Genomic DNA, 21,642 nt, shown 5'->3' with positions numbered 1-21,642 from the left:
TCTTCAAAGGCAAACTCAAGGCCGGTACAAGGACTTGCCCGGCCTGCGCAGGCACTCTGCAGCTACCCCCGACGGCAATGTTGCCGCCGACCAGCGGAGAGAGCCCATGAAGATCGTCGTCATCGGAGGCACCGGCCTCATTGGATCGAAACTTGTGAAGAACCTGCGCGAGCGGGGCCATGAAGCGTTTGCCGCGTCCCCCAACACGGGCGTCAACAGCATCACCCGCGAGGGCCTGGCCCAGGCGATGGATGGCGCCGATATCGTGGTCGACGTGGCCAACGCCCCGGTGTGGGAGGATCAAGCCGTTCTTGAGTTCTTCGAAACCTCTACCCGCAACCTGCTGGCTGCCGAAGCGGCCGCCGGCGTGCGCCATCACGTTGCCCTGTCGATTGTCGGTACCGAGCGGTTGCCCGAAAGCGGCTACTTCCGCGCCAAGGTCGCCCAGGAAAACCTGATCAAGGCGTCGCCCGTTCCCTACACCATCCTGCGGGCCACGCAGTTCTTCGAGTTTGTCGGTGGCATCGCGCAGGCGGCCACCGTCGGCGAGGAGATTTTCCTTTCGCCGGCGCTGATCCAGCCGATGGCGTCCGACGACGTGGCCGCGGTGCTGACCGATGTCACCCTCGAAGCCCCGGTCAATGGCACGGTGGAAGTCGCCGGTCCCGAGGCCATGCCGCTGGATGAACTGGTCAGACGCTTCCTGCGTATCACCCAGGATGCGCGCAAGGTGATTCCCGATGTTCATGCGCGCTATTTCGGCGCCGTTCTCGACGACCAATCGCTGACCCCCGGCCAGCATCCGCGCTTGGGCTCGATTCGCTTCGAAGACTGGCTCGTTCAGTCGATGGCCCGGGCGGGCCGCTGAAACTCTCCATGTCGCCACCTGCAGGCGGCTGCCCGCAGGTGGCGACTGGCCCTTGGCATTGAACAGGAAAAACACCATGAACTCGCCCCAGGACAAGGCCGCCATTGCTACCGGCGCCAGCGCCGAGATCCCTGTCGTCGTAGTGCGGCGAAGCAAGAAGAAAATGGTCGGCATACTGCTGTGCGTCGGCGCCGTGGTGGTCGTGGCCACCGGATGGGCGATGTCGCTGACCGGTGGTGCGACCTCGACCGACAACGCTTATGTGCGCGGCGATGTCACCTCGCTCGCCGCCAAGGTCGCCGGTTATGTCACGGCGGCAGAAGTTGAGGACAACCAGAGCGTGCGCGCCGGCGATGTGCTGTTTCGCATCGATGACCGCGACTACCGCGCAAAACTGGCGCAAGCCGAGGCCAATGTCAGCGCCGCCCGGGCGCGCCTGGCTGACGTCGATGCGCAAACCCAGCTGCAGCGCGCCCTGATTCGCGAAGCCGAAGCCCAGCGACGCTCAGCCGTGGCCAGGATGAATCTGGCAACCAAGACCCATGATCGCAGCCGCAAACTGATTGTCAGCAACGCGGTCAGCCAGGCTTTGGTCGATGAAAGCGACGAGGCTCGCTCGAGAGCTGAGTCGTCGGTGTCCGCGGCCTCGGCCACGGTTGACGCGCAACAACAACGCATCGCCGTGCTGGTGGCCCAGCGCGAAGCGGCCGTTGCTACCGTTGCCCAAGCCCAGGCCGCGCGGGATCTGGCGCAGATCGACCTCGACAGCACCGTGGTCCGCGCGCCGGTGGATGGCGTGATCGGCAACCGTCAGGTGCGCATCGGCCGCTATGTGACACCGGGTGTGGCCTTGCTCGATATCGTGCCGGTCCATGACGTGTGGGTCGTGGCCAACTTCAAGGAAACCCAGCTCGAACACATCCGCCCCGGCCAGCGCGTGCGCATTACCGTCGACGGCTACCCCGACACCGCCCTTGAAGGGAGGGTCGACAGCTTCGCACCGGGCAGCGGCTCGGCGTTCAGCCTGCTCCCGGCCGACAACGCTACCGGCAACTTTGTGCGGGTTGTGCAGCGCGTGCCGGTGAAGATCCGCCTGGTGCAAAACCCATTGCCGGGGCGCATCGTGCCCGGTCTGTCGGCACGGGTTGATGTGGCGCAAGGCGACGTTGAGCAAAGGGTCGTTGCGCAAGGGGAAGGGTCATGAACACGCCGGCCGCGATCGTGCGCAGCCACGCCGGTGCCGCGACTGGCCTGCTGCTCATGGTGGGCATCGTGCTGGCTGCGTTGACGGAAGCGATCGCCAGCACTGTGCTGGCCCTCGGGCGTAGCGACATCCTCGGCGACACCTATGCCACGCCCGATGAGTTCGCCTGGCTGGATGTCGGCTACACCGCATTCAAGCTGATCGGCTTCATGACCGCCGCCTGGCTGCTGAGCCGCTTCGATCCGCGTCGCGTGATCATCGGCGCGGTCCTGCTCATGGGCCTGGCCTGCGCCTTGGCCGCCATCACCGCGCGGCTGGACGTGCTGATCGCGCTGCGCATCCTTCAGGGCTTCGCCGGCGGCACCTTGCTGGTCGGCGGCCAGGCACTGATCTTTTTCGCCTTTGCGCCATCCCGTCAGCCGATCCTCCAGGCCCTGTTCGCCATGGGCTCGGTGGTTGCGCCCGCGACACTCGCCCCGGCGCTGCAAGGCTGGTTGATCGACAGCCAGGACTGGACCTGGATCTTCCTCAGCGTTGTGCCAGTGGCGCTGGCGTCTGGCGGACTTCTGCTGATGGTAGACAGCCCGATGCCCGCGCAGGTCCGGCGTCCATTCGACTGGATCGGCGTCTCACTGATCTCCACCAGCCTGTTCAGCCTCACTTACGTCTTCAGCCAGGGCGAACGCTGGGACTGGTTCGAGGAGCCGCGCATCCTCTGGCTGAGCGTGATCGGGGTCGCCACGCTGCTGGCGTTTTTCGGTCAGCAAGTGTTGGCCAGGGGGCAGGGCCTGCTCGACTTCACCCTGTTCCAGTCCAGCGATTTTTCCTTCGCGTTGATCGTCAGTTTTGTCGCCGGTGCCGCGTTGTTCGGCAGTGCGTTCCTGATCCCGGCCTTCGCGTTGTCGGTCCTTGGCTTCACACCCACCGAGGCCGGCCTGCTGTTGTTGCCCAGTGGCGCGCTGTTCATCGGCGCATTGCTGGTTGCCGCCTTTCTGTTTCAAGTCCGTCGGGTGGCGCCGTTCGCCACCGTGCCCTTCGGCATCCTGATGATCATGATTGCGATGTGGATGCTTTCCGGCTCCACCAGCGAAAGCGGTGCGGACGACATGATGGCCGCCATCCTGTTGCGCGGCCTGGGCCTGGGCTTCCTGTTTCTGTCGATCACCCTGATCGCCTTCAGCGATCTCAGTCGCCGCAACCTCGCCGGCGGCATAGGCCTGTTCAATACCGGTCGCCAGTTGGGTGGCCTGATGGGCGTCTCCGGGCTGCAGACACTGATCGAACACAACGTTGCCGCCAACGTCTCGATCCTCGGCACACACATCACCCCGGGGGCGGCCGCGGTGATCGAACGACTGACCACCACCACCGCCATGCTGTCAGCAAAAGGCATGGATGCGCTGGCGGCCGGCCGTGGGGCGGCGAGTCTTCTCGGTCGGGCTGTTTCGGGGCAGGCCACAGTGATTGCCTTCGACTCGGCGTTCTTCGCCGTGACCCTGCTGTTCGCCGTCGCCGCGCCCATGCTGGTTGCCATCAAGATCGCATTTGCGCGACGGGCGAAAGCGCGTGCCATGGGAGCGGCGCTGTAAAACCGGTACCCACTTCCCTTGTGGGAGCGAGCCTGCTCGTGAAGGTGGACGGTCAGTCAATAATGATGTTGACGTTGACTCCGCCTTCGCGAGCAGGCTCGCTCCCACAGGCGTTTTCGCTCAACCGACAATTACGCGGGCTTTTTGGGTGGTGCGGTTCGGATGTGGCGGAACATTGATTACATTGCGTATCAACTGTAATGCGCGGTAACGGCATTATCAGTAATGCCCATCACAAATACAGTAAGGCGGACGATTCTTGCGTAACTAAGGTGTCTTTGATGATTCAGAGCATGATGAAAACGGCTTGCCTGACAGCGCTTCTTGTCGCAGGCGCAGCCGTGCCGTTCGCCCAGGCTGAACCATTACCGCTGGGCAAAACCGGTGCTATGCATAATGAGGATGTGGAATGGCGCAGCTTTGCGGCTTTCCCCAATGAAGTGAAACTGGCTGTGCTGGTCGGCGACCCCAGCAAACCAGCACCCTACGTCGTGCGGGTCAAAGTGCCCAATGGCACCAAACTGATGCCCCATACGCATCCTGAAGATCGTATCTACACCGTCATGTCCGGGGTTTTCTACATTGGCTTCGGTACGGTTTTCGATCCGGACAAACTGGTTGCCTATGGCCCCGGCAGCGTAGTGATACTCCCGGCCAATACACCACACTTCCACTGGGCCAGATCAGGCGAGTACATCTCGCAAGTCTACGGGACAGGCCCGCTGGGCCTTGAGTACATCGATAGCCACGATGATCCGCGCAATGCATCGAAATAAGGCCATCACCGCCTGAAAGCCGAACCCACTGTGGGAGCGAGCCTGCTCGCGAAGACGGCATCATATTCAACACAATTGTCGACTGATCTGCCGCTTTCGTCGGAACGCCGCCCGGAGCCGGCTCGCTCCCATAAATCACTGATGAAACGTACGCCCCAACGCATCCAGCCGCGTCGCAATCGGCGGCAACCGCTGACTGCTCAACGCCAGGGTCTCCACATCATCCGCCGTACTCTGCGCAATCGACTGCACTGACTGTAGCCGCCCGACAATTTCCAGGCTCGCCGAGGACTGTTCCCGAGTGGTGGTCACAATCCGCCCATTGAGCTCATCAATCTGCGAAATATCACTGCCCACCGCCTGCAACATCGCCGCTGCCAACTGACTGTCCTCGACACAGCGCTCCACACCCTCACGACTGTCATGCATTGCCTCGACCGCCTTGCGGCTGCCTTGCTGCAACGCCTCGATAATCGTCCGGATTTCCTTGGTGGAAACCGCCGTACGCTGCGCCAGACTGCGTACCTCATCCGCCACCACCGCAAACCCTCGGCCCTGCTCACCCGCCCGAGCCGCCTCAATGGCAGCATTGAGCGCCAGCAAATTGGTTTGCTCGGCGATGCTGCTGATCACCTCCAGCACCGTCCCGATCTGCTGCGCCTGACCCGCCAACACCTGCACGGTTTCGTGGGTGCCGTTCAGGCGCGATGCCAACTGCGTGATCTCCTGTCGAGCCCGATTCACACTCTCCTGGCCCCGAGTGACTTGCGCACTGGCCTGTCCGGCGTGTTCAACCGCATGCTCGACATGCACCGCGATATGCCCCATCGCGTCCCCCATGCGCTGCATCGAACCGGTCATCTGGGCAATTTCCGTCAACTGATGCTGCGCGCCTTTCTCCAGCGTCGTACTCGCCTTGGCAATCTCGTGGCCCAACTCACCCAACCCTTGAGAATCACGTACCACGCCGTCAACCAGCGCCGTAATCTGTGTCAGAAACTGATCGAAACGCTCCGCCAGCGACACATGCACCGCGGCCTTTTCACCCTTGCCGGCATCCACCGTCAACTGCGATGTGGCCGCGAGCATCTTGTCCAGCATGTCCTGACTCTCCACCGCATCCGCCTGACTGTGCACCGCCAGGTAGAGCAGGGCGACCGTCTCCATCACCACATAAAACGCGTGCACGAACACCATCGTCCAGCCACCGTGATGCGCCATCACAAACACCGGATACCCCTGGTGCTGCAGCACATGAAACACCACGTGATGAACCGCGATAGCCGCAGCAGCCACCAGGATCGGCAGCCAGTCGCGATAAAACGTCAGCACCGCCAACAACGCGAAAATCCCGAAGTGCGACTCAATGACCCCCCGGGCCTGATTGATATGCAACGCCGCCATCACCATCAGACCCACACCCAGGCAACAGCGCATGAACCGCGTGCCACCGATGGCGCGATACAACACCGTCAACACCACACTCGTCCCGCCGCCCACCAACAACGCCTGCACGAACGTGTCGTGCCAGAACGCCAGGCCCAACGCGAAGACGAACATCAGCCAGATCAAACCCAGCATGATCCGGTCGGCTTTGCGGTAGTGCTCAAGGAAACGAGGGGGGAAGGGCATGCACGCTTACTCCATGTCATTGAGCGAGGGTGAAGCAGGGAGGTAGGGCAGATGCTGGCTGGACAAGCCTGCCCATGACCCTGTGGAGAGGGAGCTTGCTCCTGTTGCCCCGAGCACGGAACGGTGCAACGGGAGCAAACTCCCTCACCACAGGGTCATGGGTTGGTTTCGGTTTTATTGGGGGTGTGCATGAGGCGTCGGGGAGAGCGTAGCCGTTTGCCATCATCTCGCAGTGGGCGACGTCGTTTGGGGGAAAGATTGTCAGATTTAGAGGCAAGTATTGCTGAATTGGCGGGGATAGGGGACGGGCAATCGCGTCGAGGCTTAAACAAAAACAGGCGGCACCAGATAATGCTTCTATTTTCATTCACTCCATAGCTTGAACTCGAGAGTTTATCTGATGACTGTTAGCTGCACAGGGAGGACGAAACTTGCCTCGGAGGCGCATTTGCGTTTGCAGGAAATCATCAATGTCACGTTCCGTTGATGTTTGGCAAAAATGCTAGGCCGTGTCTAACCTTATCAAGAGAAAACGAAGGGGCTAGTTATCACGCCTCTTTTTGTAGTACAGGTTTTGAGTTCTGCGAGCGGCAATCAATCCGAGTATTTAGTGCTTCTAAAAGGAGTAGGTTTCATGAGGCGAATTGATCTGCGATTAAGTGTCTTGCAATTAGGTTCTATGTTGGTCGCAGTTGTGCTCACCGTTGTGTTGGTAGCGCTCTATCATCACTTAACAGAGGATTATTATATTCCACTTCCTGAGTACTTGGGGTCGATAAAGCTTGTGGCTCCACCAATGCTTGTGTTGATATCATCTTATGTGTTGACGTTTTTGGTCGGTGAGAAAATGTCGGATGCGCCACGGATTATGATTCGATATTTAAAGGATTATTTTTTTCAAAGTTCCAGGTTGATGGTTTTTTTTGTTTTTTGTGTTTCATTGTTAAGTGTTTTGCTGTTGTATCGGATGGTCAGTACAGCACCTCCACACTATGTGAGTTTGGTTGAGAAACTGTTGGGCGGTGAACAGGATCGTCAACAATTGATTTTAAATGAAATTAACCTGATTTCGCTTAAAAATGATGGGCTCTCAAGGAAGTTGCAGTTGGTGAATGATGTTTTTTCTTTGCGCAGTAAATGGAACTTCCTTGATCATCCAGCTAACACCACTGAACCTAGAATATTGGTAAGAGCGTTAGAGTTGGACAAGGATGCGGATTGGCGAGATCACCCATTACGCATTCATGCACTTGCAGAGGCATATTCCATGTGGGCTCAAGCCGCAAAGTCGTCTAGTTATCCTATAGAAGTTGATGGTTGGAAGCATAATTTAAAAAAATCTATCGATCTTTACGAAGAGGTGATTAATTCAAGCAGTCCGCTTGCCACGCCATTGATGAAGCTGAGCGCGATTAATAATTCAGGGAATGCCTATTACTATGCTCATGACTTGAATAACGCTCTGCTGTTTTACAGGAGGGTCTTGGAAGAGAAGAAAAATTTATCTACTGCCGGGAATGTAATAGCGTTATTGCTCTTGCAGAAAAAATACGAAGAGGCTGCTCGAGTTGGTGATGAATACATGGAATGGGCAAAATTGTCGGGTAGTGCGCTAACTGAAGGGTCTTCTTACTCCGCAGTGGTGGGTAATTCCGCTTTTGCTCATCTTATTATGGGGGACGATGAAGTAGGTGCTAAACTGATGATCGAAGCCTATGATCTTGAGTCGGATGATTTGAATGCGTTGAATCTTTCCGCCGCGTTGGCTCTGTCTGGTCAGAAAGATGCAGCGGTCTCTTTGATGGCTCGACATTTTAAGTACCCTGTTCTCGATGTGGCCGATCAAGTAACTCGAGTTACAGGGAAGTACAATCATTGCTATTATTTGGTGGAGGCGACAATCAATAATAGTTCTGCTGCGCCTCTGCGGGCTGCGAATTTGTACATGTATTTAGGGTTGGCCAAGACGAAATCTCAACTTGAGTCAGAAACCTCGATATCGGTGGGGGCACTTATAAATAAGGTGGAGGAGGTTTTACAGAAAGATTCCAGCGCGTGTAAGGATCTGCTGATGATTCCTAAATTCAAAGAGCTGCTTTATGGTGCATAGACACTTAAGCGAAAAGGAAGCGAAAAGGGGACCGAAAAGGGGACGACCGAAAAGGGGACGGATTTAATTTTATTTGATGGGTTTACCTTCGAAAGCGCATCATTGCCAAAAAAATCCGGTTTTTATGCAGGTGTCTATACCGATCTCCATGCATAAACACGAAAAAGCCCGGCTGATCAGGCCGGGCTTTTTGAGTGGTGCGGTGGAGCGGTTTAGTTAGACGACGGTGTTGCCTTTCAGGCGGTCAGAGCCATCAGCGGCTACGGTGTTGCCTTTCAAACGATCCGAACCATCGGCAGCAACAGCGCGTTTTTCGAGCAGGCGATCCGAGCCGCCTTCAGCGACTACAGGTTGAGCAGAGGTCGCGGCGAAAGCGTTCACTGCGAAGATCGAAAAAGCGATGCTGAGAATGGTTTGGCGTTTCATGATCGTGTGCTCCGGGGGTATTTGGTTGGTATGGAGCAGATGTTACGCCGCACAGTTTTTAAGAGAACTTCATTGAGTTAATGGTGACTATTGACGCAGTCAATGGTTGGTTCGCTGATCCCCTGTGGGAGCGAGCCTGCTCGCGAAAGCGGTCTGCCAGTCACCATCAATGTTGATTGATAAATCGCCTTCGCGAGCAGGCTCGCTCCCACAGGTTAAATGCTCAGCGGGAGAGCGCCGCGGGGCCGCTACTCATCCATGCTGGCGCCCGATCCGCCTAACTCGCTGGGCACATCCTTCAGCTTCGGCAATCCATCCTTGATGCGCAGCACAGCCTCCTGATAGTGGACGTGAACCCCCGGCTCGTACGCGAGATCCGGGATGACTGCGGCATACACGTCAATGAGCCCCATCCCCGGGTGCTCGGTGAAGAGGTGCCCGCCGCAAGTCTTGCACCACTTGCGGTAACTCTGCGGGGTCTTGTTGTAGGTGCCGATGTTCTCGGCACCCCGGGTCACCTGCACCGCCTCGGGTTTCCACAGCGTGAAGGCATTGACCGGCCCTGCTGACCAATGCCGACACGACTCGCAGTGGCAATAGCCCATCGCGGCCGGCTCGCCGCTGACGGTGAACTCGACCGCGCCGCAAAAACAACTGCCTTTGTAAGACCGTTCAGTGTTCATGGAATGACTCCTCGATCAAGGGTGACTTCACGCGTCGATGTAGCGTACCGAGGTCGCCGCTGTGCGCCGTACCTGCAGTTCGAATATGTCGGGGCGTGCGTAGTGACCGGTCACGTCAAGCGCGCGCCGAGCGGGCGCCACCAGGGCGACGTCGATGTCCGCATACAAAATGCCGGCCTCCCGGTGCAATGGACCGGCGACGATCCGGCCTTGGGGATTGACCACCACCGAGTCGCCGTCGTTGATCCATTCGTCCGGATCGGCAAACAGTTGGGCACGCGCCGGGAAGTCGTCAGGGATATCGCCGCCGCGCAGCGCGGTTCCGCTGCCGAGCACCCAGCAGCGGCCTTCGAGTGCGATATGCCGCATCGTGCTGATCCAGCCTTCGCCCGTGTCGTACGTGGGGGCGACGTAGATTTCCACCCCTTGGGCATACAGTGCATAGCGGGCCAACGGCATGTAGTTTTCCCAGCAGATCAGCGCACCCAGGCGACCGACCGGTGTGTCGACCGCACGCAACCCGCTTGCATCACCGAAGCCATGCACCATGCGCTCGGGATTGGTGGGCATGAGCTTGCGGTGCCGGTTGAGCATTGCGCCGTTCGCGCCGATCACGACTACGCTGTTATAGAGCGTGCCGCCGCCATTGTGCCGATCGCATTCATTGATGCCGCACACGATCGTCACGGCGTGAACGCGGGCCGCCTCGCACAATGGGCTCAGGTCACCGTTGGTAATATCCACAGCGTTGACCAGCAGCCGCGTGTGCAACTGGCCCATGACAGCCCCGTCCTTTCCTGCCGCCAGCCGCCAGATCCACGACGGGTAACCGGGAATGTAGGATTCGGGCAAAACGATCAGCGAGGCTCCCGCCGCCGCGGCCTCAGCGACCGATTGCACGGCCCGGGCGATGGTCGCGCTGCGATCGAGCAGCACGGGCGGGCGTTGAATGATGGCTACCTTGGTCATGGCGTTCTCCTTTGGCACTTGGCTTCGAAGTCTTGAGCCTGCGCGCAAGGAAGGGGCGGGACTAGTTCAGAATCTGAAGTGTTGCAGTCGCGGAGTCCAGGCAATGGAAGAGAGCTACGGTCAGTTCTGCACAGTCGCACGGGGTGCCGAAGCACTGTGCGAGCGCTGGACACCCTTGGTCGTGCGCGAGCTGCTGTGCGGCAGCAAGCGCTTCAACGAACTGCACCGCGGGGTGCCCCGGATGTCCACCGGCCTGTTGGCGCAACGGCTGCGCCACCTGGAAGACGTTGGCGTCGTTCGTCGCACGGCCGTGGGCAAAGTCTGGGAATACAGCCTGACCGAGGCGGGCGAGGAACTGCGCCCCATCATCATGGCGCTGGGGCATTGGGGCGCCCGCTGGATCGGCAGCCGCCTGCGCGATGACGAGCTCGACGCCGGCCTGCTCATGTGGGACGTACGTCGTTTCGTCCACATCGAGACATTCCCGCCGCGACCGGTGGTCATTCAATTCAAATTCCGCGACGCCCGGCCCGGCGAGCAAGCCTGGTGGCTGGTGGTTGAAGAGGGCGCGGCAGACCTGTGCCGCGACGACCCCGGCCGCGAACTGACCCTGGTGGTGGATTCCAGCGTGCGCGCATTGACTGAGGTGTGGTCGGGCGACCGCACACCGCGGGAGGTACTTGAATCGCGGGAGCTGCGTGTGGATGGCGCGGTGAAGGATGCTCAGAGCTTGTGGCGTTGGTTGGGGACGAGTGCGTTTGCGGGGACGCGGAGGGCGGTGGCAAGTCGGTAATCACGCTGGCCCGTGCTTTCCTTTGCTGTCTTGTCTCGGTTTTCAGGGGCCAGTCATTACCGCCAGGAACACTTAATGGTTTATCGACTACAGTCGATAGCCTGACGTGCAACTTACTCGTTTCGACGCCTTGCGGGAATCTATGCCCAACACCACCCGAACTACCTCCAGTCCGTCGTCCAGTCGCTCCAGCGTGGCATTGACTCGTGCTTCTCTTTTCAAGTTTCTGTGGCTTCTGGTTGGCGTCTTTTTTCTCGCCAGCTATTTGCTTGTTTATCTGGCGAATGATCTGGACCGGACCGAGGAAGCCGAGAGCGCTTTCTATACAAGAAAAGCGGTGCAATCGCTGGAGAAGTCTCTGCTATCGACTGTCAAGGATTACGCCTTCTGGGGGGACACCTATCGGCAGCTGCACACGCAAGTGGACATCGACTGGGCCTACGTGCGTCAGAATGTCGGCCCGACGCTTTTCACGGATTTTGGATTCGAGGGGATGTTTGTCGTCAACGACAGCAATCGCACTGTGTACGCGGTGGTCAAAGGCGAGCTGAAACCGGTTGACGCCTCACAATGGCTTAAACAGTCGACGGGGGCCATCCTCGAAAGGGCACGCGCGGGGGCGGAAGCGGAAATCCCGACATCGGCCTTCATCAATATTGGCGGCGTGCCAGCGCTGGTGGTGGCGGCGGCGATAACGCCGGGAACCGATCCTACTGTCTTGCGCGATGGCGGGGTACCTTCCGTGTTGATATTCGTAGACATCCTGGAGCCTGCCAAGCTCGAAGCTCTGGGCCAGGATTACGGGGTTGATGACTTGCGGGTGGCCACGCCTGACGAACTTTACGACCCGTCAGTCTTTTCATTGGGCGAGAACGGTAGTGCGGGCACCTTGCACTGGAGTCCGCCCGAGCCAGGCCAGCGCTTGCTTGGGCTGGGCTTGCCATTGGTGGGTTTTGCAGCACTGTTGGTCTGCCTGATGACCTGGGTCATCTTGCGTCGCACGACGGCGAGTGCTCAGGCACTTGATGCCAGTTACGCATCGTTGCAACACAGCCAAATGGCCTTGGCGATCAGCGAGGCTCGTTTTCGTGATGTCGTTGAAGCCAGTTCAGACTGGGTATGGGAAATAGACGCCGATTGGCGCTTCATCTACCTGTCCGAACGATTCGAGGATGTGACGGGACTGTCCAGGGACCTCTGGATCGGTGCAGCCATGGACGATCTGCTGCGCACCGAGTTGGGTACGGTCTCTCAGTGGCTCAGCATCCCGAACCGGCGCCCGAACATCAGTGTCCAGTGTCGCTATGTCGATACCAAGGGGCAGGAGCGCATCACGCGTGTTTCGGCGCGAAAGATGGCCGGTGGAGGATTTCGCGGCACGGCAACCGACGTCACCGAAGAAGTCGAAGCCCGCCGTCGCATCGAATTCCTTTCACAACACGATGCCCTGACGGGGCTGCCCAACCGGACGCGGCTGCAGGAGTTTCTTGACGGTAAGCTCAAAGCTTCGCCTACAGTGGAACATCCGCTGGTCATGCTCAGCCTGGACCTCGATCGATTCAAGCCGGTGAACGATCTGCTGGGTCATGCGGCGGGTGACTTCGTGCTCAACGAAGTGTCGAATCGGCTGGCTGAGTGTATCCGTCATGGAGACCTCGTCGCACGAATAGGCGGGGACGAGTTTGTACTGATTCTTACCGATCTGCGTTCACAAGAAGAGGTCGAAACGCTCTGTCGGAGGTTGATCGAGTCCGTCGAGCGACCGATACAGATCGATGAACAGCAAGTGTTCGTCAGCACCAGTATCGGAATCGCCATGGCGCCCAACGATGCAAGCGAAGCCAGTGAACTGCTGCGCTATGCCGATATCGCCTTGTACGAGTCCAAGTCCTCGGGCCGTAACACCTGGCGCTTTTACGCAGGCGATATGAACGCGAAAATCATTGAGCGCCGCCGTCTGGAGCGCGACTTGCGCTTCGCGATCAAACACAATGAGTTGCGGCTGCATTTTCAGCCGCGTTTTCGCATTGCCGACGGACAGATGGTGGGCGCCGAAGCGCTGGTTCGCTGGCAGCATCCAGAACGTGGCTTGATTGCGCCAGACACGTTTATCTCCATTGCCGAAGAAACGGGGCTGATTATTTCCCTGAGCAACTGGGTGATCGAGACCGCCTGCCACCATGCTGTCCTCTGGCCGGAACATCTGTTCGTCTCCGTCAATCTTTCGCCCTCCGAATTCAAGCGAGGTAATCTGATTCAACGCGTGCAGACAGCCCTTCACGATTCGGGAATCGACCCGGCCCGCGTAGAGTTGGAAATCACCGAAAGCGTCATGCTCGAAGACGCCACAGGCGCTCTGGAAGTGATGCATAGGCTCAAGCGCCTTGGCGTGCGGATCGCCATGGATGATTTCGGTACTGGCTATTCGTCGCTGAGCTACCTGCGCACATTCCCGTTCGACGGGCTGAAAATCGACCGTAGCTTTCTGAACCGACTGGCCGAAAGCGATGACGACAAGTCCATCATCCAGGCGATCGTCGGTCTGGGGCAGGCCTTGTCACTCACAGTGACCGCAGAGGGCATCGAAACCGCTGAACACCTGAACTTGCTCAAGGCGGTGGCATGCGACGAAGGGCAGGGCTATTTCCTGAGCCGACCGCTTGATAACGAAGCGTTCAGCACCCTGGTCGGCGCAAGAACAGTGGCAGGCACTGACAGCAAGGTTTAGAGGTTCAGGCAGGTTCAGCGGACAAGTTTATTGGGTCGTCGAACAAAAAACGGGCGCCATCGAGGCACCCGTTTTCGTTCATTCCGCCGCCTGCGCCCCCATCAACTCACAACCATCCCTTAATTCTCCGCAACAGAGGTGGGCCGGTTGCTGCTGGGTCAAATCCGGGTAATAGCCATCAATCCATACCAAATGCACCTAAATATTCGTCTGAAGTCGGAATCTTTTAAGTAAGAAGTTTTACTATGGATAATGGTTTGCATTGAAGTTTGGCCCTCTCTAATCACAGCATATGCGGTTAATATTTTACTGTTGATAGAGTTTCGTTGTTGCGGCATAAATTGGGTGCGTCAAATCGCATGGAATTCAATTTATAGCAAGGAATGCTGCATGCAAAAATCTAACGATTCTCCTCCGCCTTTGAAATCGTCGAATGCTCTGCTCAACCCACACAAGGAATATCCAGGGCTTCCTTCAAACTTTTACAGGGCTCTAAATTGGGATGGAACTCTCCCGACGGTTGCTGTGGCTCACCGCATTGAAACTATCGATGAAGAGCGAGACGCCTATTCAAAGTTGGTCGCTATAGGGCGTTCGGTGCAAGATCAGGTAGGAAGTGTTTTTTCGAATAGCACGGCGGGTGTGCGAAATGAAATAGAGAGGCGCATAAATTCGGCTGATGATACCCATTCAGTCAATAAGCTAGAAAACGCCTTAAAAAAGAAAGTGATTATTGTCGAGCTTCTGCAACAAATTGGAATGAATAGAAGTTGGCATGATGCGAATATGTTTTTTGGCATAGATCCATTATCGATGGACAGTATGGAAAATGCCTATGCATTCGCGGCTAGTGTGGATACGGTAGAACACGAGGAAGAACGCCTAGACCAATACGAAAACTTTCTGAGATCTCTGACAGCCGCTTACGTTAAACGAATCCTTGTCGAGGCTGTTTCCATCTTGGAGGAGGTTTCTCCAGCGATAGATGCTGCGATCCATTCCGCCTTGGCGAGAGGTGAAACTGCCCACAGCTTCAATTTGACCTTTAGTCAATCCGCGCAGGTGGTAACTGTGGCGGGTGCCGCTGATCTCCTAAGCGCGGACGGTTGGACCTTCGAGGCGGTGATCCGCAAGGGCATTCAGTTGTTGAAGGGGATGGGAGAAACTCTTCTTAGTCGAGCGACGGCTGTTGGGATCGGTACTTTACTCTACTCACCCGAACTGGGTAATGGCGAGCGTTACCCTCAAACGGTTCTCAAACTATCCGGCAATGCACTTTTGCCAAATTTAACGTCTAACTTGCATGAAATAGCGGCTGCCGCAGGAACCATCGATCTTCCCTATCGGATTTATGGTGACCTTGGCCAATACACACTCTTTGCAACACCGACGGGAGGGAGCATTTCGCCAGCGGTGCCAGTTCGGGCGCTGGAGTTCGATCAGAAGACTAACAGCTTCAGTTTCACCTCCGCCGACACACCGCCCATCACTCTCGGTTTTCCTATTATCCACTGGGATAGCAATTCGACAACTTCACCTGTTAGACCAGTGGAAGTACCGCGTTACACTGGCGTTGAACTGTTGCCACTACTCGTGCGGCCCGAAACATTGCCTACGTCCGAGTTGTCGGACTTCAGGGATTGTATTTACTGCTTTCCGATCAACAGCGGATTGCCGCCAATCTATGTTGTTTTCAATAGTCCTTATGAAGGAGCTACCACGAGAGGAAAGTACAGTGGTCGGCCTTACAATCCCGCCAAGGCCGGAGGCCCAATTCTTGATCTCGATTGGACGAGTGCTACCGTGACTCAAGCGGGTATTGACCTTGTCAAATTGCACACGGGACGCTTCGATCCTTCGGATGCCAATGTCATCATGATTGAGCGCTTGGAAAGAATTCTCCAGGGTAAATTAGTAGTCACGGCTACGGACAAACGTTTCTATACTCATGAGTTGAGAGAGCTTGAACGTTTCAGGGCAATAGGTGTGGCAGATGGCGTAAATCCGAATGATAACGGTGTCACATGGAATAATGCTCATACCGCGACACTAGAAGACTACAAACTAAAGGGTGAGTTTGAGCTGCTGTACACGCTTGAAGCTATAGAGGCAGATAACAAACAAATCGATAGAGAAAGCAAATAATTAGGAGGGGCAAAGCAATGAGTGTCATAACAACCATCGTGCTCAACGAGAAACCTGAAGAAGTAATTCTGTTTCTTACCAAAAATGAGTTAGGCATCGATCTTCCTCGGCTTGATGGACTTTATAATCGGGCTAACTGGGCGCATGTAAATGACAATATGGGGTTATTGTATCTTGTCTGGAAGATGCGTGATGCAGGGTTCGTAGAAATGAGTGGTACCCGAATTACCAGGGGCGTCAACTGGAGAGAGCCTGCGTTCATGTTAGAAGGTAAATATACCTTTGATTGATATGACTAGCTATCTTCCTCTTTAAGGGGCGATGGTTAACAAGAGGCGGGCGCCTTGGCGCCCGTTTTCGTTCATTCCAGTTACTGAAACCGTCTGTGCAAATCAGGAAAAATTTCCTGCGCAAACCAAGCGGGCAGGCCGGGTGTAACGATTCGGGATTTGGGCGTTCGACTTTCCACCAAGCCGACATTGATCAGCCGCGACAGCTCACTGATTGCCGGCCGTGGTGTAAGGCCGGTGAAGGTTTTGATTTCGTTGCGCGGCAGGCTTCCTTGGGTGATTAATGCAATGATTGCTGGCGCACTTTCCGGGCGAATACCTTGTTGCTGAAGTTTCTCGTTGTAGCGAAACGCGCGTATCACTCGCTCTCTAAGCTGAGATGGATCTACCGCCGCGATCATGTAATCGACCTGATCGTGACAAACCTGCAGCATGAACTCGATGAATTCGAAATACCTTCGCTGAGACAGCTGGCCTCGCCCATCCAGATCACCCTCTCTTCGGCGGTCCGCCATGGACAGGGCGGCGTAGTAATTCTGATGTTGCCTTGCTAGGCCACGTGACAGTGACCAGAGCGTTGGCTTCAACCCCAGGCTCACTAACTGCAGGTGAGTGACCAACCGAGCAACACGACCATTGCCGTCTGCGAAGGGGTGAACCCAAGCGAGACGATGGTGGTACGCCAGCGCAGAAATAAGCTGACGGCGCGAGTCTGTCTGCCGGCCTAAACCTGCCTGAAGGTGTTGAAGCATTCCATCTACAGCGCAAGCGTCCGGGGCGTCATGATTGCCTACGACAACGTTCTGACCTGTACCGGACCGCAGAATCCCGGGCTGCATGACTGAGCCATCTGACAGTGTTCGTTCGGTGTCACTGGCTCCCTGAAAAAGCCGTCTGTGTGCAGTGCTTACGAGTTCGGGTGCAAACATGTCACCCCAGGCAAACGGCGCACGCTGGCGCATCGCCCGTTCGAACAAGGCTTGCACGGCCATCTGTTCAACCGCCAGGTTTTTTAGTTGTTTGCGATCTTTGACCGGAGCCGCTTGCGCTTTTTGCATTTCGGCGGGCTCGGTGTATTGCCCTTCGATCAGGTTCGAGTAGTACGTATTGGTGATTTGCAGGAGACGGCCGAGGCGCGTAGCGGTTTCAGGTGGCAGGCGTCCGGCCAGAAATTGTGTTTTGCGAGGCAAGGCATCCGCAAGATCGATGATTGATGCAGGCAGCGACTCAGGGAGAATCGGGTCGAGCCACGATTTTGATGTGATCAGGGACATTGCGGTCTGTACCGTATGAAAGGCTTCACATTTTATTTCACATATTGGAAGGCTGAACAAGCGCTTATTTAAAGGATTTCAGGCGATATCCCGTCTTTGCTTTGACAATTTTTCTTCACATTTTTTTCACAATTATTTTGTGAAATGGCTACGGGTATATTCGAATAGAAAAGAGACTTCTCAACCGCGTTAATACTCAGATCGCAACCAGCAACCACAAAAAACAGGCGCCGATGAAAGCGCCCGTTTTCATTCATTGCGCCGCCTGCGTTCGCAAGCGTCGGCCGATCACGTCCATCAGGTCACAGCCGTCTCGCAACGGAATGGCCAACAGCTTGGAAAAGTCCGACAACACCACCGTGTCGCAACCAATCTCGGCGCGAAAGGCAATGTTCTCCAGCACCTGCGTAACGGTACGAATACGGTAATCCGCCATGGCTTGCAGGACGTCGAGTGGGGCTTCGGTATCAATGAGCAAAGAGGCCGGGATCAGGTCGATTCCGGTGAGGGGCATGTATCGATTCATTCTGAATGATCTCTGTATGATTGGCTCAAGGCCGTCAATGGGTCATTCTCTGTTATCAGGTCGCCAAACCTGAATCGCCATTTGGGCGACGAGGCTGACTATAAGCCGCATGGTATCGGCGGGGTAGGTGAGGGATTCCGAGCTTTTTGTAGGACCTTTGATGATGAAATCTCAGATCTTTCACATCATTTCGCTGGAGTTGTAAACACAGACCTCAGATGTTCATTGCCCATCCCTTTTCTTGTCAGGAAAGCGAACCGAGCCAAGTCCCCCAGTCATCTCTTGCTCGGCTGCTGGGGATGCCGCTCCTCAGATGAAATGCCGTATTCATAGGCTTCAAGAGGGAGAGAAGCTATACTCCGTCACCATGCACAATCCAGATCATATCCGCGAATTACTTAAGACATGGGTCGCCCGGACCATGCCTCATACTGAAAACGATGTTTTCATCGGAGAGCTTTGCTTCATCAATAAAGCGAGACGTGCAGACCTTGTACACGCGAACGGGCAGCTGACAGCATTTGAAATAAAATCAGCCGCAGACAGCTTATCCAGATGGGAAGGTCAACAGAGCGCGTATCTGAGTTGCTTTGACCAGGTTTGGCTGTGCTGTCATTCCAAACATATAGAGAAAGCGTTTGACGTGACTCATAGGAGTGTTGGCATTCTTGTGGTCGACGATCTTGGGTCTATCGCTGTTGTTAGACGAGCCGCACACAATAAATTGCGTGACAAATTTACCCTCACAGGTCTTTTGTGGCGATCGGAACTGGATGAGATCTGTAGGGAATACAAGGTTAAAACAAAAAGCATTATGAAAATCAAAGAGGTGCGCCTCGAGGTGGCCGAGGCGCTTGAGTGGGAACCTATTCGAGACAAGGTATTAAATAGGCTTAAGGTTCGTTATTCCGTGAGTCAAAATATGTCGTCAAATGAAACACTGTCGCCATTATCTTCATGCTGAAGGAACTGGAGCGTTGCGCAAATATGCTGGTTAGCTCTTAGTCCGTTCCATACTCCATTGTTTCCGTAGCGCTCATTTGTCTGGCTAATCCTCGCATACTCTCTGGTTGCCCAGCAAAATTCATCTCCGTGGTAGTCGGGTAGCTGAAGAATATCTCTCGCTAGCTGAACGTAATTTTCAAACTCTTTATCTCTTCCAAGTCGTTTCAACCACCATTCATTTGGTGTGTAGTAACTTGCAAAAGGTATAACTGCCATGCCAGGGATATATTCTACAGCTGCACCAGGATTTGTTCCTGCGTAGTCGCCATAAATTAAGTTTATTGAACTGTTTAGTTGTTTTGCTTCCGCCTGCCAAACGATGTCATGGCAAACAGCCGTGCTGGAGGTTCCCGCTTGAGGCTTCTGACTTGGGAAGGAAGAACTGATCAAAGTTGCGCTATGTATCCCGTAGGTGACCAACGTTGTAAAGCTATGGTCAAGCGCGCCACCATTTATAGTGGAAAATGGTGATCTATCTCCAAAATCTAGAATTACAATTATATTTTCTGGGTTTGCTATAGCGTCAAGAATGCTTATTGCTCTTTCCCAGCTGGCACCTGTTATTTCGGTAGAGCAAATAACTCTAATCGCAATTGTTTCAACGTCTGCTAGTAGTAATCGCGCTTGTTGTATGATGTCTCGAGCATTGTCTGTGTCAAGCCACGATACAACTGGTATTAGTGAATTATTTTGAGATCTCACTTCATTGAACCAGATTCGTTTGTTCTCGAAGTGGTTTGCGGGGTTGTGTAAGTCTCTTTCTGCGATGACTCCGCTCGCGATATCTTGTGTGGATCTCGAAATGTCCATCAAGTAAGGGTGGTCGCCCCAGTTTGCAAGGAAATCATTCAGATGGCGTTCAATGCCTCTCATATTCAAGAGCGGAGATACTAGTTCTTTTCGATGTTCTTCCAGATTTATGAGCGCTTTTACATCATTTAGACCTACCTTCATACACGGTATGTAAAGCATGCGTACCTTCCTATGGTGGTGAGTGAAGCTCGTCTTGAGTTGGATTGAGCGTAGATGCTTTTTCAACACCCGGACTCAAGTGATGTGTCAGCGTATTTCTGTTTCAAGTCGTTGTAGCTAAGATCAGTAACCCCACCCAGCAGTCGAGACGGACCTCCACCCCATGCAAACCCCAACCACCCCCCAACCCCACCTCTGGAAAACCTACCTCCTTTTCCTCGCCCCCATGGTCCTGTCCAACTTCCTGCAATCCATGTCCGGCACCGTCAACAGCATCTACATCGGCCAGATGCTCGGCACTCAAGCGCTGGCGGCGGTTTCGGGGATGTTTCCCATCGTGTTTTTCTTCATCGCCCTGGTCATCGGCCTCGGCGCGGGCGCGGGTGTGTTGATCGGGCAGGCCTGGGGTGCGCGGGAGCCGCATCTGGTGAAGGCCATCGCCGGGGCGACGTTGATGCTGGGGTTGTTGATAGGGGTGGTGGCGGCGGTGTTGGGGAGTGTGTTTGCACGGTCTTCGCTGGTGGGGTTGGGGACGCCGGGGGATGTGCTGGACGATGCGGTTTCGTATGCCCATGTGATGTTGTGGTTCATGCCGTCGCTGCTGGTGTTTGTGTTGTTCACGCAGTTGCTGCGCGGGGTGAGTGACACGATGTCGCCGTTGTTGGCGTTGGTGGTGTCGACCGTCGTCGGGCTGGCGCTGACGCCGGCGTTTATTCGTGGCTGGTTCGGCTTGCCGATGCTGGGGATCCAGAGTGCGGCGTTTGCCGGGTTGGCGGGGAACCTGGCGGCGATGGGGTGGCTGGCGTGGCGCTTGATTCGCAAGGGCCATCCGTTGGCGCCGGACCGCGAGTTTTTTGCGGCGATGAAGCTGGACATGGCGATCCTCGGCAAGGTGCTGCGCATCGGCTTGCCCACCGGGTTGCAGATGGTGGTGTTGTCGCTGTCGGAGCTGGTGATTCTGGCGCTGGTGAACCAGCACGGTTCCCAGGCGACGGCGGCGTATGGGGCGGTGACGCAGATCGTCAATTACGTGCAGTTTCCGGCGTTGTCGATAGCCATTACCGCGTCGATTCTTGGGGCGCAGGCGATTGGAGCGGGGCGTATCGAACGGATCGGGCCGATTTTGCGCACGGGGTTGATGATCAATGTGTGCCTGACCGGTGGCCTGGTGGTGTTGGGGTATTTGTTGTCGCACTGGTTGCTGGGTTTGTTCCTCACCGAGGAGGCGACGCGGAGCATGGCCGAGCATCTGTTGCACATCATGCTCTGGAGTCTGTTGGTGTTTGGTTTCCAGGCGATCATCGGCGGGATCATGCGTGCCAGCGGCACGGTGATGGTGCCGGTGGCGATTTCAATTGTGTGTGTGGTGGGTGTGCAGTTGCCGGTGGCGTATCTGCTGGATGCGCGGTTCGGCCTGCAAGGGGTGTGGATGGCGTTTCCGGTGGCGTATCTGGGGATGCTGGCGTTGCAGGTGCTGTACTACAAGAGGGTTTGGCAACATCAGAAGATTGAGCGGTTGGTGTAGGGGGGAAGGATCGAGATTGCGGTTTGTCAGGCAAAACTTCTGCTGAACTCACTGCCGTCTTCGCGAGCAGGCTCGCTCCCACAGGGGGCGGTGTTGGGCATGGTTTTGGTGTGTGCCGCCACAAAAA

At 56.0% G+C, this 21,642-nt stretch carries 18 protein-coding genes; 11 read left to right on the top strand and 7 right to left on the bottom strand.

Annotation, left to right across the window (positions count from 1 at the left end; all coding sequences use genetic code 11):
- Nucleotides 1-106: 106 nt before the first annotated feature.
- From ACW9HW_RS13550 to ACW9HW_RS13535, 4 genes are all read left to right on the top strand, one after another.
- The gene (locus ACW9HW_RS13550) at nucleotides 107-868 is read left to right on the top strand and encodes an SDR family oxidoreductase (protein ID WP_457400285.1); all 762 of its coding nucleotides are present in this window, start codon (nucleotides 107-109) and stop codon (nucleotides 866-868) included.
- Between the two features lie 76 nt (nucleotides 869-944).
- A complete protein-coding gene (locus ACW9HW_RS13545; RefSeq protein ID WP_457400284.1) occupies nucleotides 945-2,072 on the top strand; it encodes an HlyD family secretion protein in 1,128 nt (375 codons plus the stop codon).
- The gene (locus ACW9HW_RS13540; protein WP_457400283.1) at nucleotides 2,069-3,661 is read left to right on the top strand and encodes a DHA2 family efflux MFS transporter permease subunit; all 1,593 of its coding nucleotides are present in this window, start codon (nucleotides 2,069-2,071) and stop codon (nucleotides 3,659-3,661) included. The genes ACW9HW_RS13545 and ACW9HW_RS13540 overlap by 4 nt, the downstream gene beginning before the upstream one ends.
- 281 nt (nucleotides 3,662-3,942) lie before the next feature.
- Nucleotides 3,943-4,437: a cupin domain-containing protein gene (locus ACW9HW_RS13535; protein WP_457400281.1), complete on the top strand. Its 495-nt coding sequence runs from the start codon at nucleotides 3,943-3,945 to the stop codon at nucleotides 4,435-4,437.
- 135 nt (nucleotides 4,438-4,572) lie between these two features.
- Here the strand turns inward: ACW9HW_RS13535 and ACW9HW_RS13530 are convergent, their stop codons facing one another.
- Nucleotides 4,573-6,069, bottom strand: a complete 1,497-nt coding sequence (locus ACW9HW_RS13530) for a methyl-accepting chemotaxis protein (RefSeq protein WP_457400279.1) — start codon at nucleotides 6,067-6,069, stop codon at nucleotides 4,573-4,575.
- 634 nt (nucleotides 6,070-6,703) lie between these two features.
- Here ACW9HW_RS13530 and ACW9HW_RS13525 point away from each other — a divergent pair.
- Nucleotides 6,704-8,179, top strand: coding sequence for a tetratricopeptide repeat protein (locus tag ACW9HW_RS13525; protein WP_457400278.1), 1,476 nt, complete (start codon nucleotides 6,704-6,706; stop codon nucleotides 8,177-8,179).
- Between the two features lie 216 nt (nucleotides 8,180-8,395).
- On the opposite strand, the gene ACW9HW_RS13520 is transcribed toward ACW9HW_RS13525, so the two are convergent.
- The 3 genes from ACW9HW_RS13520 to ACW9HW_RS13510 form a co-directional block, all read right to left on the bottom strand.
- Entirely contained in the window at nucleotides 8,396-8,605 is a 210-nt protein-coding gene (locus ACW9HW_RS13520; RefSeq protein ID WP_095192601.1) for a hypothetical protein, read from the bottom strand.
- A 248-nt stretch (nucleotides 8,606-8,853) separates the two neighbouring features.
- Nucleotides 8,854-9,288, bottom strand: coding sequence for a GFA family protein (locus ACW9HW_RS13515; RefSeq protein ID WP_095192600.1), 435 nt, complete (start codon nucleotides 9,286-9,288; stop codon nucleotides 8,854-8,856).
- A gap of 27 nt (nucleotides 9,289-9,315) precedes the next feature.
- The gene (locus ACW9HW_RS13510; RefSeq protein WP_095192599.1) at nucleotides 9,316-10,257 is read right to left on the bottom strand and encodes a carbon-nitrogen hydrolase family protein; all 942 of its coding nucleotides are present in this window, start codon (nucleotides 10,255-10,257) and stop codon (nucleotides 9,316-9,318) included.
- A 103-nt stretch (nucleotides 10,258-10,360) separates the two neighbouring features.
- Here ACW9HW_RS13510 and ACW9HW_RS13505 point away from each other — a divergent pair, with 103 nt between their 5' ends.
- From ACW9HW_RS13505 to ACW9HW_RS13490, 4 genes are all read left to right on the top strand, one after another.
- Complete coding sequence (locus ACW9HW_RS13505) at nucleotides 10,361-11,050, top strand: winged helix-turn-helix transcriptional regulator (protein WP_457400275.1); 690 nt, start codon at nucleotides 10,361-10,363, stop codon at nucleotides 11,048-11,050.
- Between the two features lie 142 nt (nucleotides 11,051-11,192).
- A complete protein-coding gene (locus ACW9HW_RS13500) occupies nucleotides 11,193-13,778 on the top strand; it encodes a bifunctional diguanylate cyclase/phosphodiesterase (RefSeq protein WP_457400273.1) in 2,586 nt (861 codons plus the stop codon).
- 390 nt (nucleotides 13,779-14,168) lie between these two features.
- Nucleotides 14,169-15,923 (top strand): S-type pyocin domain-containing protein, encoded by a 1,755-nt coding sequence (locus tag ACW9HW_RS13495; protein ID WP_457400272.1) that lies wholly within the window; start codon nucleotides 14,169-14,171, stop codon nucleotides 15,921-15,923.
- A 17-nt stretch (nucleotides 15,924-15,940) separates the two neighbouring features.
- A complete protein-coding gene (locus ACW9HW_RS13490) occupies nucleotides 15,941-16,213 on the top strand; it encodes a hypothetical protein (protein ID WP_457400270.1) in 273 nt (90 codons plus the stop codon).
- A gap of 80 nt (nucleotides 16,214-16,293) precedes the next feature.
- Here ACW9HW_RS13490 and ACW9HW_RS13485 read toward each other — a convergent pair whose 3' ends face one another.
- Together ACW9HW_RS13485 and ACW9HW_RS13480 are read right to left on the bottom strand one after the other, a co-directional pair.
- On the bottom strand, nucleotides 16,294-17,487 hold the full coding sequence (locus ACW9HW_RS13485; RefSeq protein ID WP_457400268.1) for a Fic family protein: 1,194 nt from the start codon (nucleotides 17,485-17,487) through the stop codon (nucleotides 16,294-16,296).
- Between the two features lie 253 nt (nucleotides 17,488-17,740).
- Entirely contained in the window at nucleotides 17,741-18,013 is a 273-nt protein-coding gene (locus tag ACW9HW_RS13480; RefSeq protein ID WP_457400266.1) for a hypothetical protein, read from the bottom strand.
- A 313-nt stretch (nucleotides 18,014-18,326) separates the two neighbouring features.
- Here ACW9HW_RS13480 and ACW9HW_RS13475 point away from each other — a divergent pair, with 313 nt between their 5' ends.
- Nucleotides 18,327-18,977: a sce7726 family protein gene (locus tag ACW9HW_RS13475; protein WP_457400264.1), complete on the top strand. Its 651-nt coding sequence runs from the start codon at nucleotides 18,327-18,329 to the stop codon at nucleotides 18,975-18,977.
- Here the strand turns inward: ACW9HW_RS13475 and ACW9HW_RS13470 are convergent.
- Nucleotides 18,929-19,990, bottom strand: coding sequence for a beta family protein (locus ACW9HW_RS13470; RefSeq protein ID WP_457400262.1), 1,062 nt, complete (start codon nucleotides 19,988-19,990; stop codon nucleotides 18,929-18,931). The two genes, ACW9HW_RS13475 and ACW9HW_RS13470, sit on opposite strands and share 49 nt — an antisense overlap.
- Before the next feature lie 163 nt (nucleotides 19,991-20,153).
- Here ACW9HW_RS13470 and ACW9HW_RS13465 point away from each other — a divergent pair, with 163 nt between their 5' ends.
- Nucleotides 20,154-21,515, top strand: coding sequence for an MATE family efflux transporter (locus tag ACW9HW_RS13465; protein ID WP_457400260.1), 1,362 nt, complete (start codon nucleotides 20,154-20,156; stop codon nucleotides 21,513-21,515).
- Nucleotides 21,516-21,642 lie beyond the last annotated feature (127 nt).

This window comes from Pseudomonas sp. SDO5532_S415 (genome assembly GCF_054071155.1).
The sequence above is the reverse complement of the archived record's forward strand: the minus strand, read 5'-3'. Positions and strand labels throughout refer to the sequence as shown.

What these genes read in the sequence shown, in the direction of transcription:
- ACW9HW_RS13550 (WP_457400285.1), top strand. Translation starts at nt 107, where the DNA reads ATGAAGATCGTCGTCATCGGAGGCACCGGCCTCATTGGATCGAAACTT.
- ACW9HW_RS13545 (WP_457400284.1), top strand. Translation starts at nt 945, where the DNA reads ATGAACTCGCCCCAGGACAAGGCCGCCATTGCTACCGGCGCCAGCGCC.
- ACW9HW_RS13540 (WP_457400283.1), top strand. Translation starts at nt 2,069, where the DNA reads ATGAACACGCCGGCCGCGATCGTGCGCAGCCACGCCGGTGCCGCGACT.
- ACW9HW_RS13535 (WP_457400281.1), top strand. Translation starts at nt 3,943, where the DNA reads ATGATTCAGAGCATGATGAAAACGGCTTGCCTGACAGCGCTTCTTGTC.
- ACW9HW_RS13530 (WP_457400279.1), bottom strand. Translation starts at nt 6,069, where the DNA reads ATGCCCTTCCCCCCTCGTTTCCTTGAGCACTACCGCAAAGCCGACCGG.
- ACW9HW_RS13525 (WP_457400278.1), top strand. Translation starts at nt 6,704, where the DNA reads ATGAGGCGAATTGATCTGCGATTAAGTGTCTTGCAATTAGGTTCTATG.
- ACW9HW_RS13520 (WP_095192601.1), bottom strand. Translation starts at nt 8,605, where the DNA reads ATGAAACGCCAAACCATTCTCAGCATCGCTTTTTCGATCTTCGCAGTG.
- ACW9HW_RS13515 (WP_095192600.1), bottom strand. Translation starts at nt 9,288, where the DNA reads ATGAACACTGAACGGTCTTACAAAGGCAGTTGTTTTTGCGGCGCGGTC.
- ACW9HW_RS13510 (WP_095192599.1), bottom strand. Translation starts at nt 10,257, where the DNA reads ATGACCAAGGTAGCCATCATTCAACGCCCGCCCGTGCTGCTCGATCGC.
- ACW9HW_RS13505 (WP_457400275.1), top strand. Translation starts at nt 10,361, where the DNA reads ATGGAAGAGAGCTACGGTCAGTTCTGCACAGTCGCACGGGGTGCCGAA.
- ACW9HW_RS13500 (WP_457400273.1), top strand. Translation starts at nt 11,193, where the DNA reads ATGCCCAACACCACCCGAACTACCTCCAGTCCGTCGTCCAGTCGCTCC.
- ACW9HW_RS13495 (WP_457400272.1), top strand. Translation starts at nt 14,169, where the DNA reads ATGCAAAAATCTAACGATTCTCCTCCGCCTTTGAAATCGTCGAATGCT.
- ACW9HW_RS13490 (WP_457400270.1), top strand. Translation starts at nt 15,941, where the DNA reads ATGAGTGTCATAACAACCATCGTGCTCAACGAGAAACCTGAAGAAGTA.
- ACW9HW_RS13485 (WP_457400268.1), bottom strand. Translation starts at nt 17,487, where the DNA reads ATGTCCCTGATCACATCAAAATCGTGGCTCGACCCGATTCTCCCTGAG.
- ACW9HW_RS13480 (WP_457400266.1), bottom strand. Translation starts at nt 18,013, where the DNA reads ATGAATCGATACATGCCCCTCACCGGAATCGACCTGATCCCGGCCTCT.
- ACW9HW_RS13475 (WP_457400264.1), top strand. Translation starts at nt 18,327, where the DNA reads ATGAAATGCCGTATTCATAGGCTTCAAGAGGGAGAGAAGCTATACTCC.
- ACW9HW_RS13470 (WP_457400262.1), bottom strand. Translation starts at nt 19,990, where the DNA reads ATGCTTTACATACCGTGTATGAAGGTAGGTCTAAATGATGTAAAAGCG.
- ACW9HW_RS13465 (WP_457400260.1), top strand. Translation starts at nt 20,154, where the DNA reads ATGCAAACCCCAACCACCCCCCAACCCCACCTCTGGAAAACCTACCTC.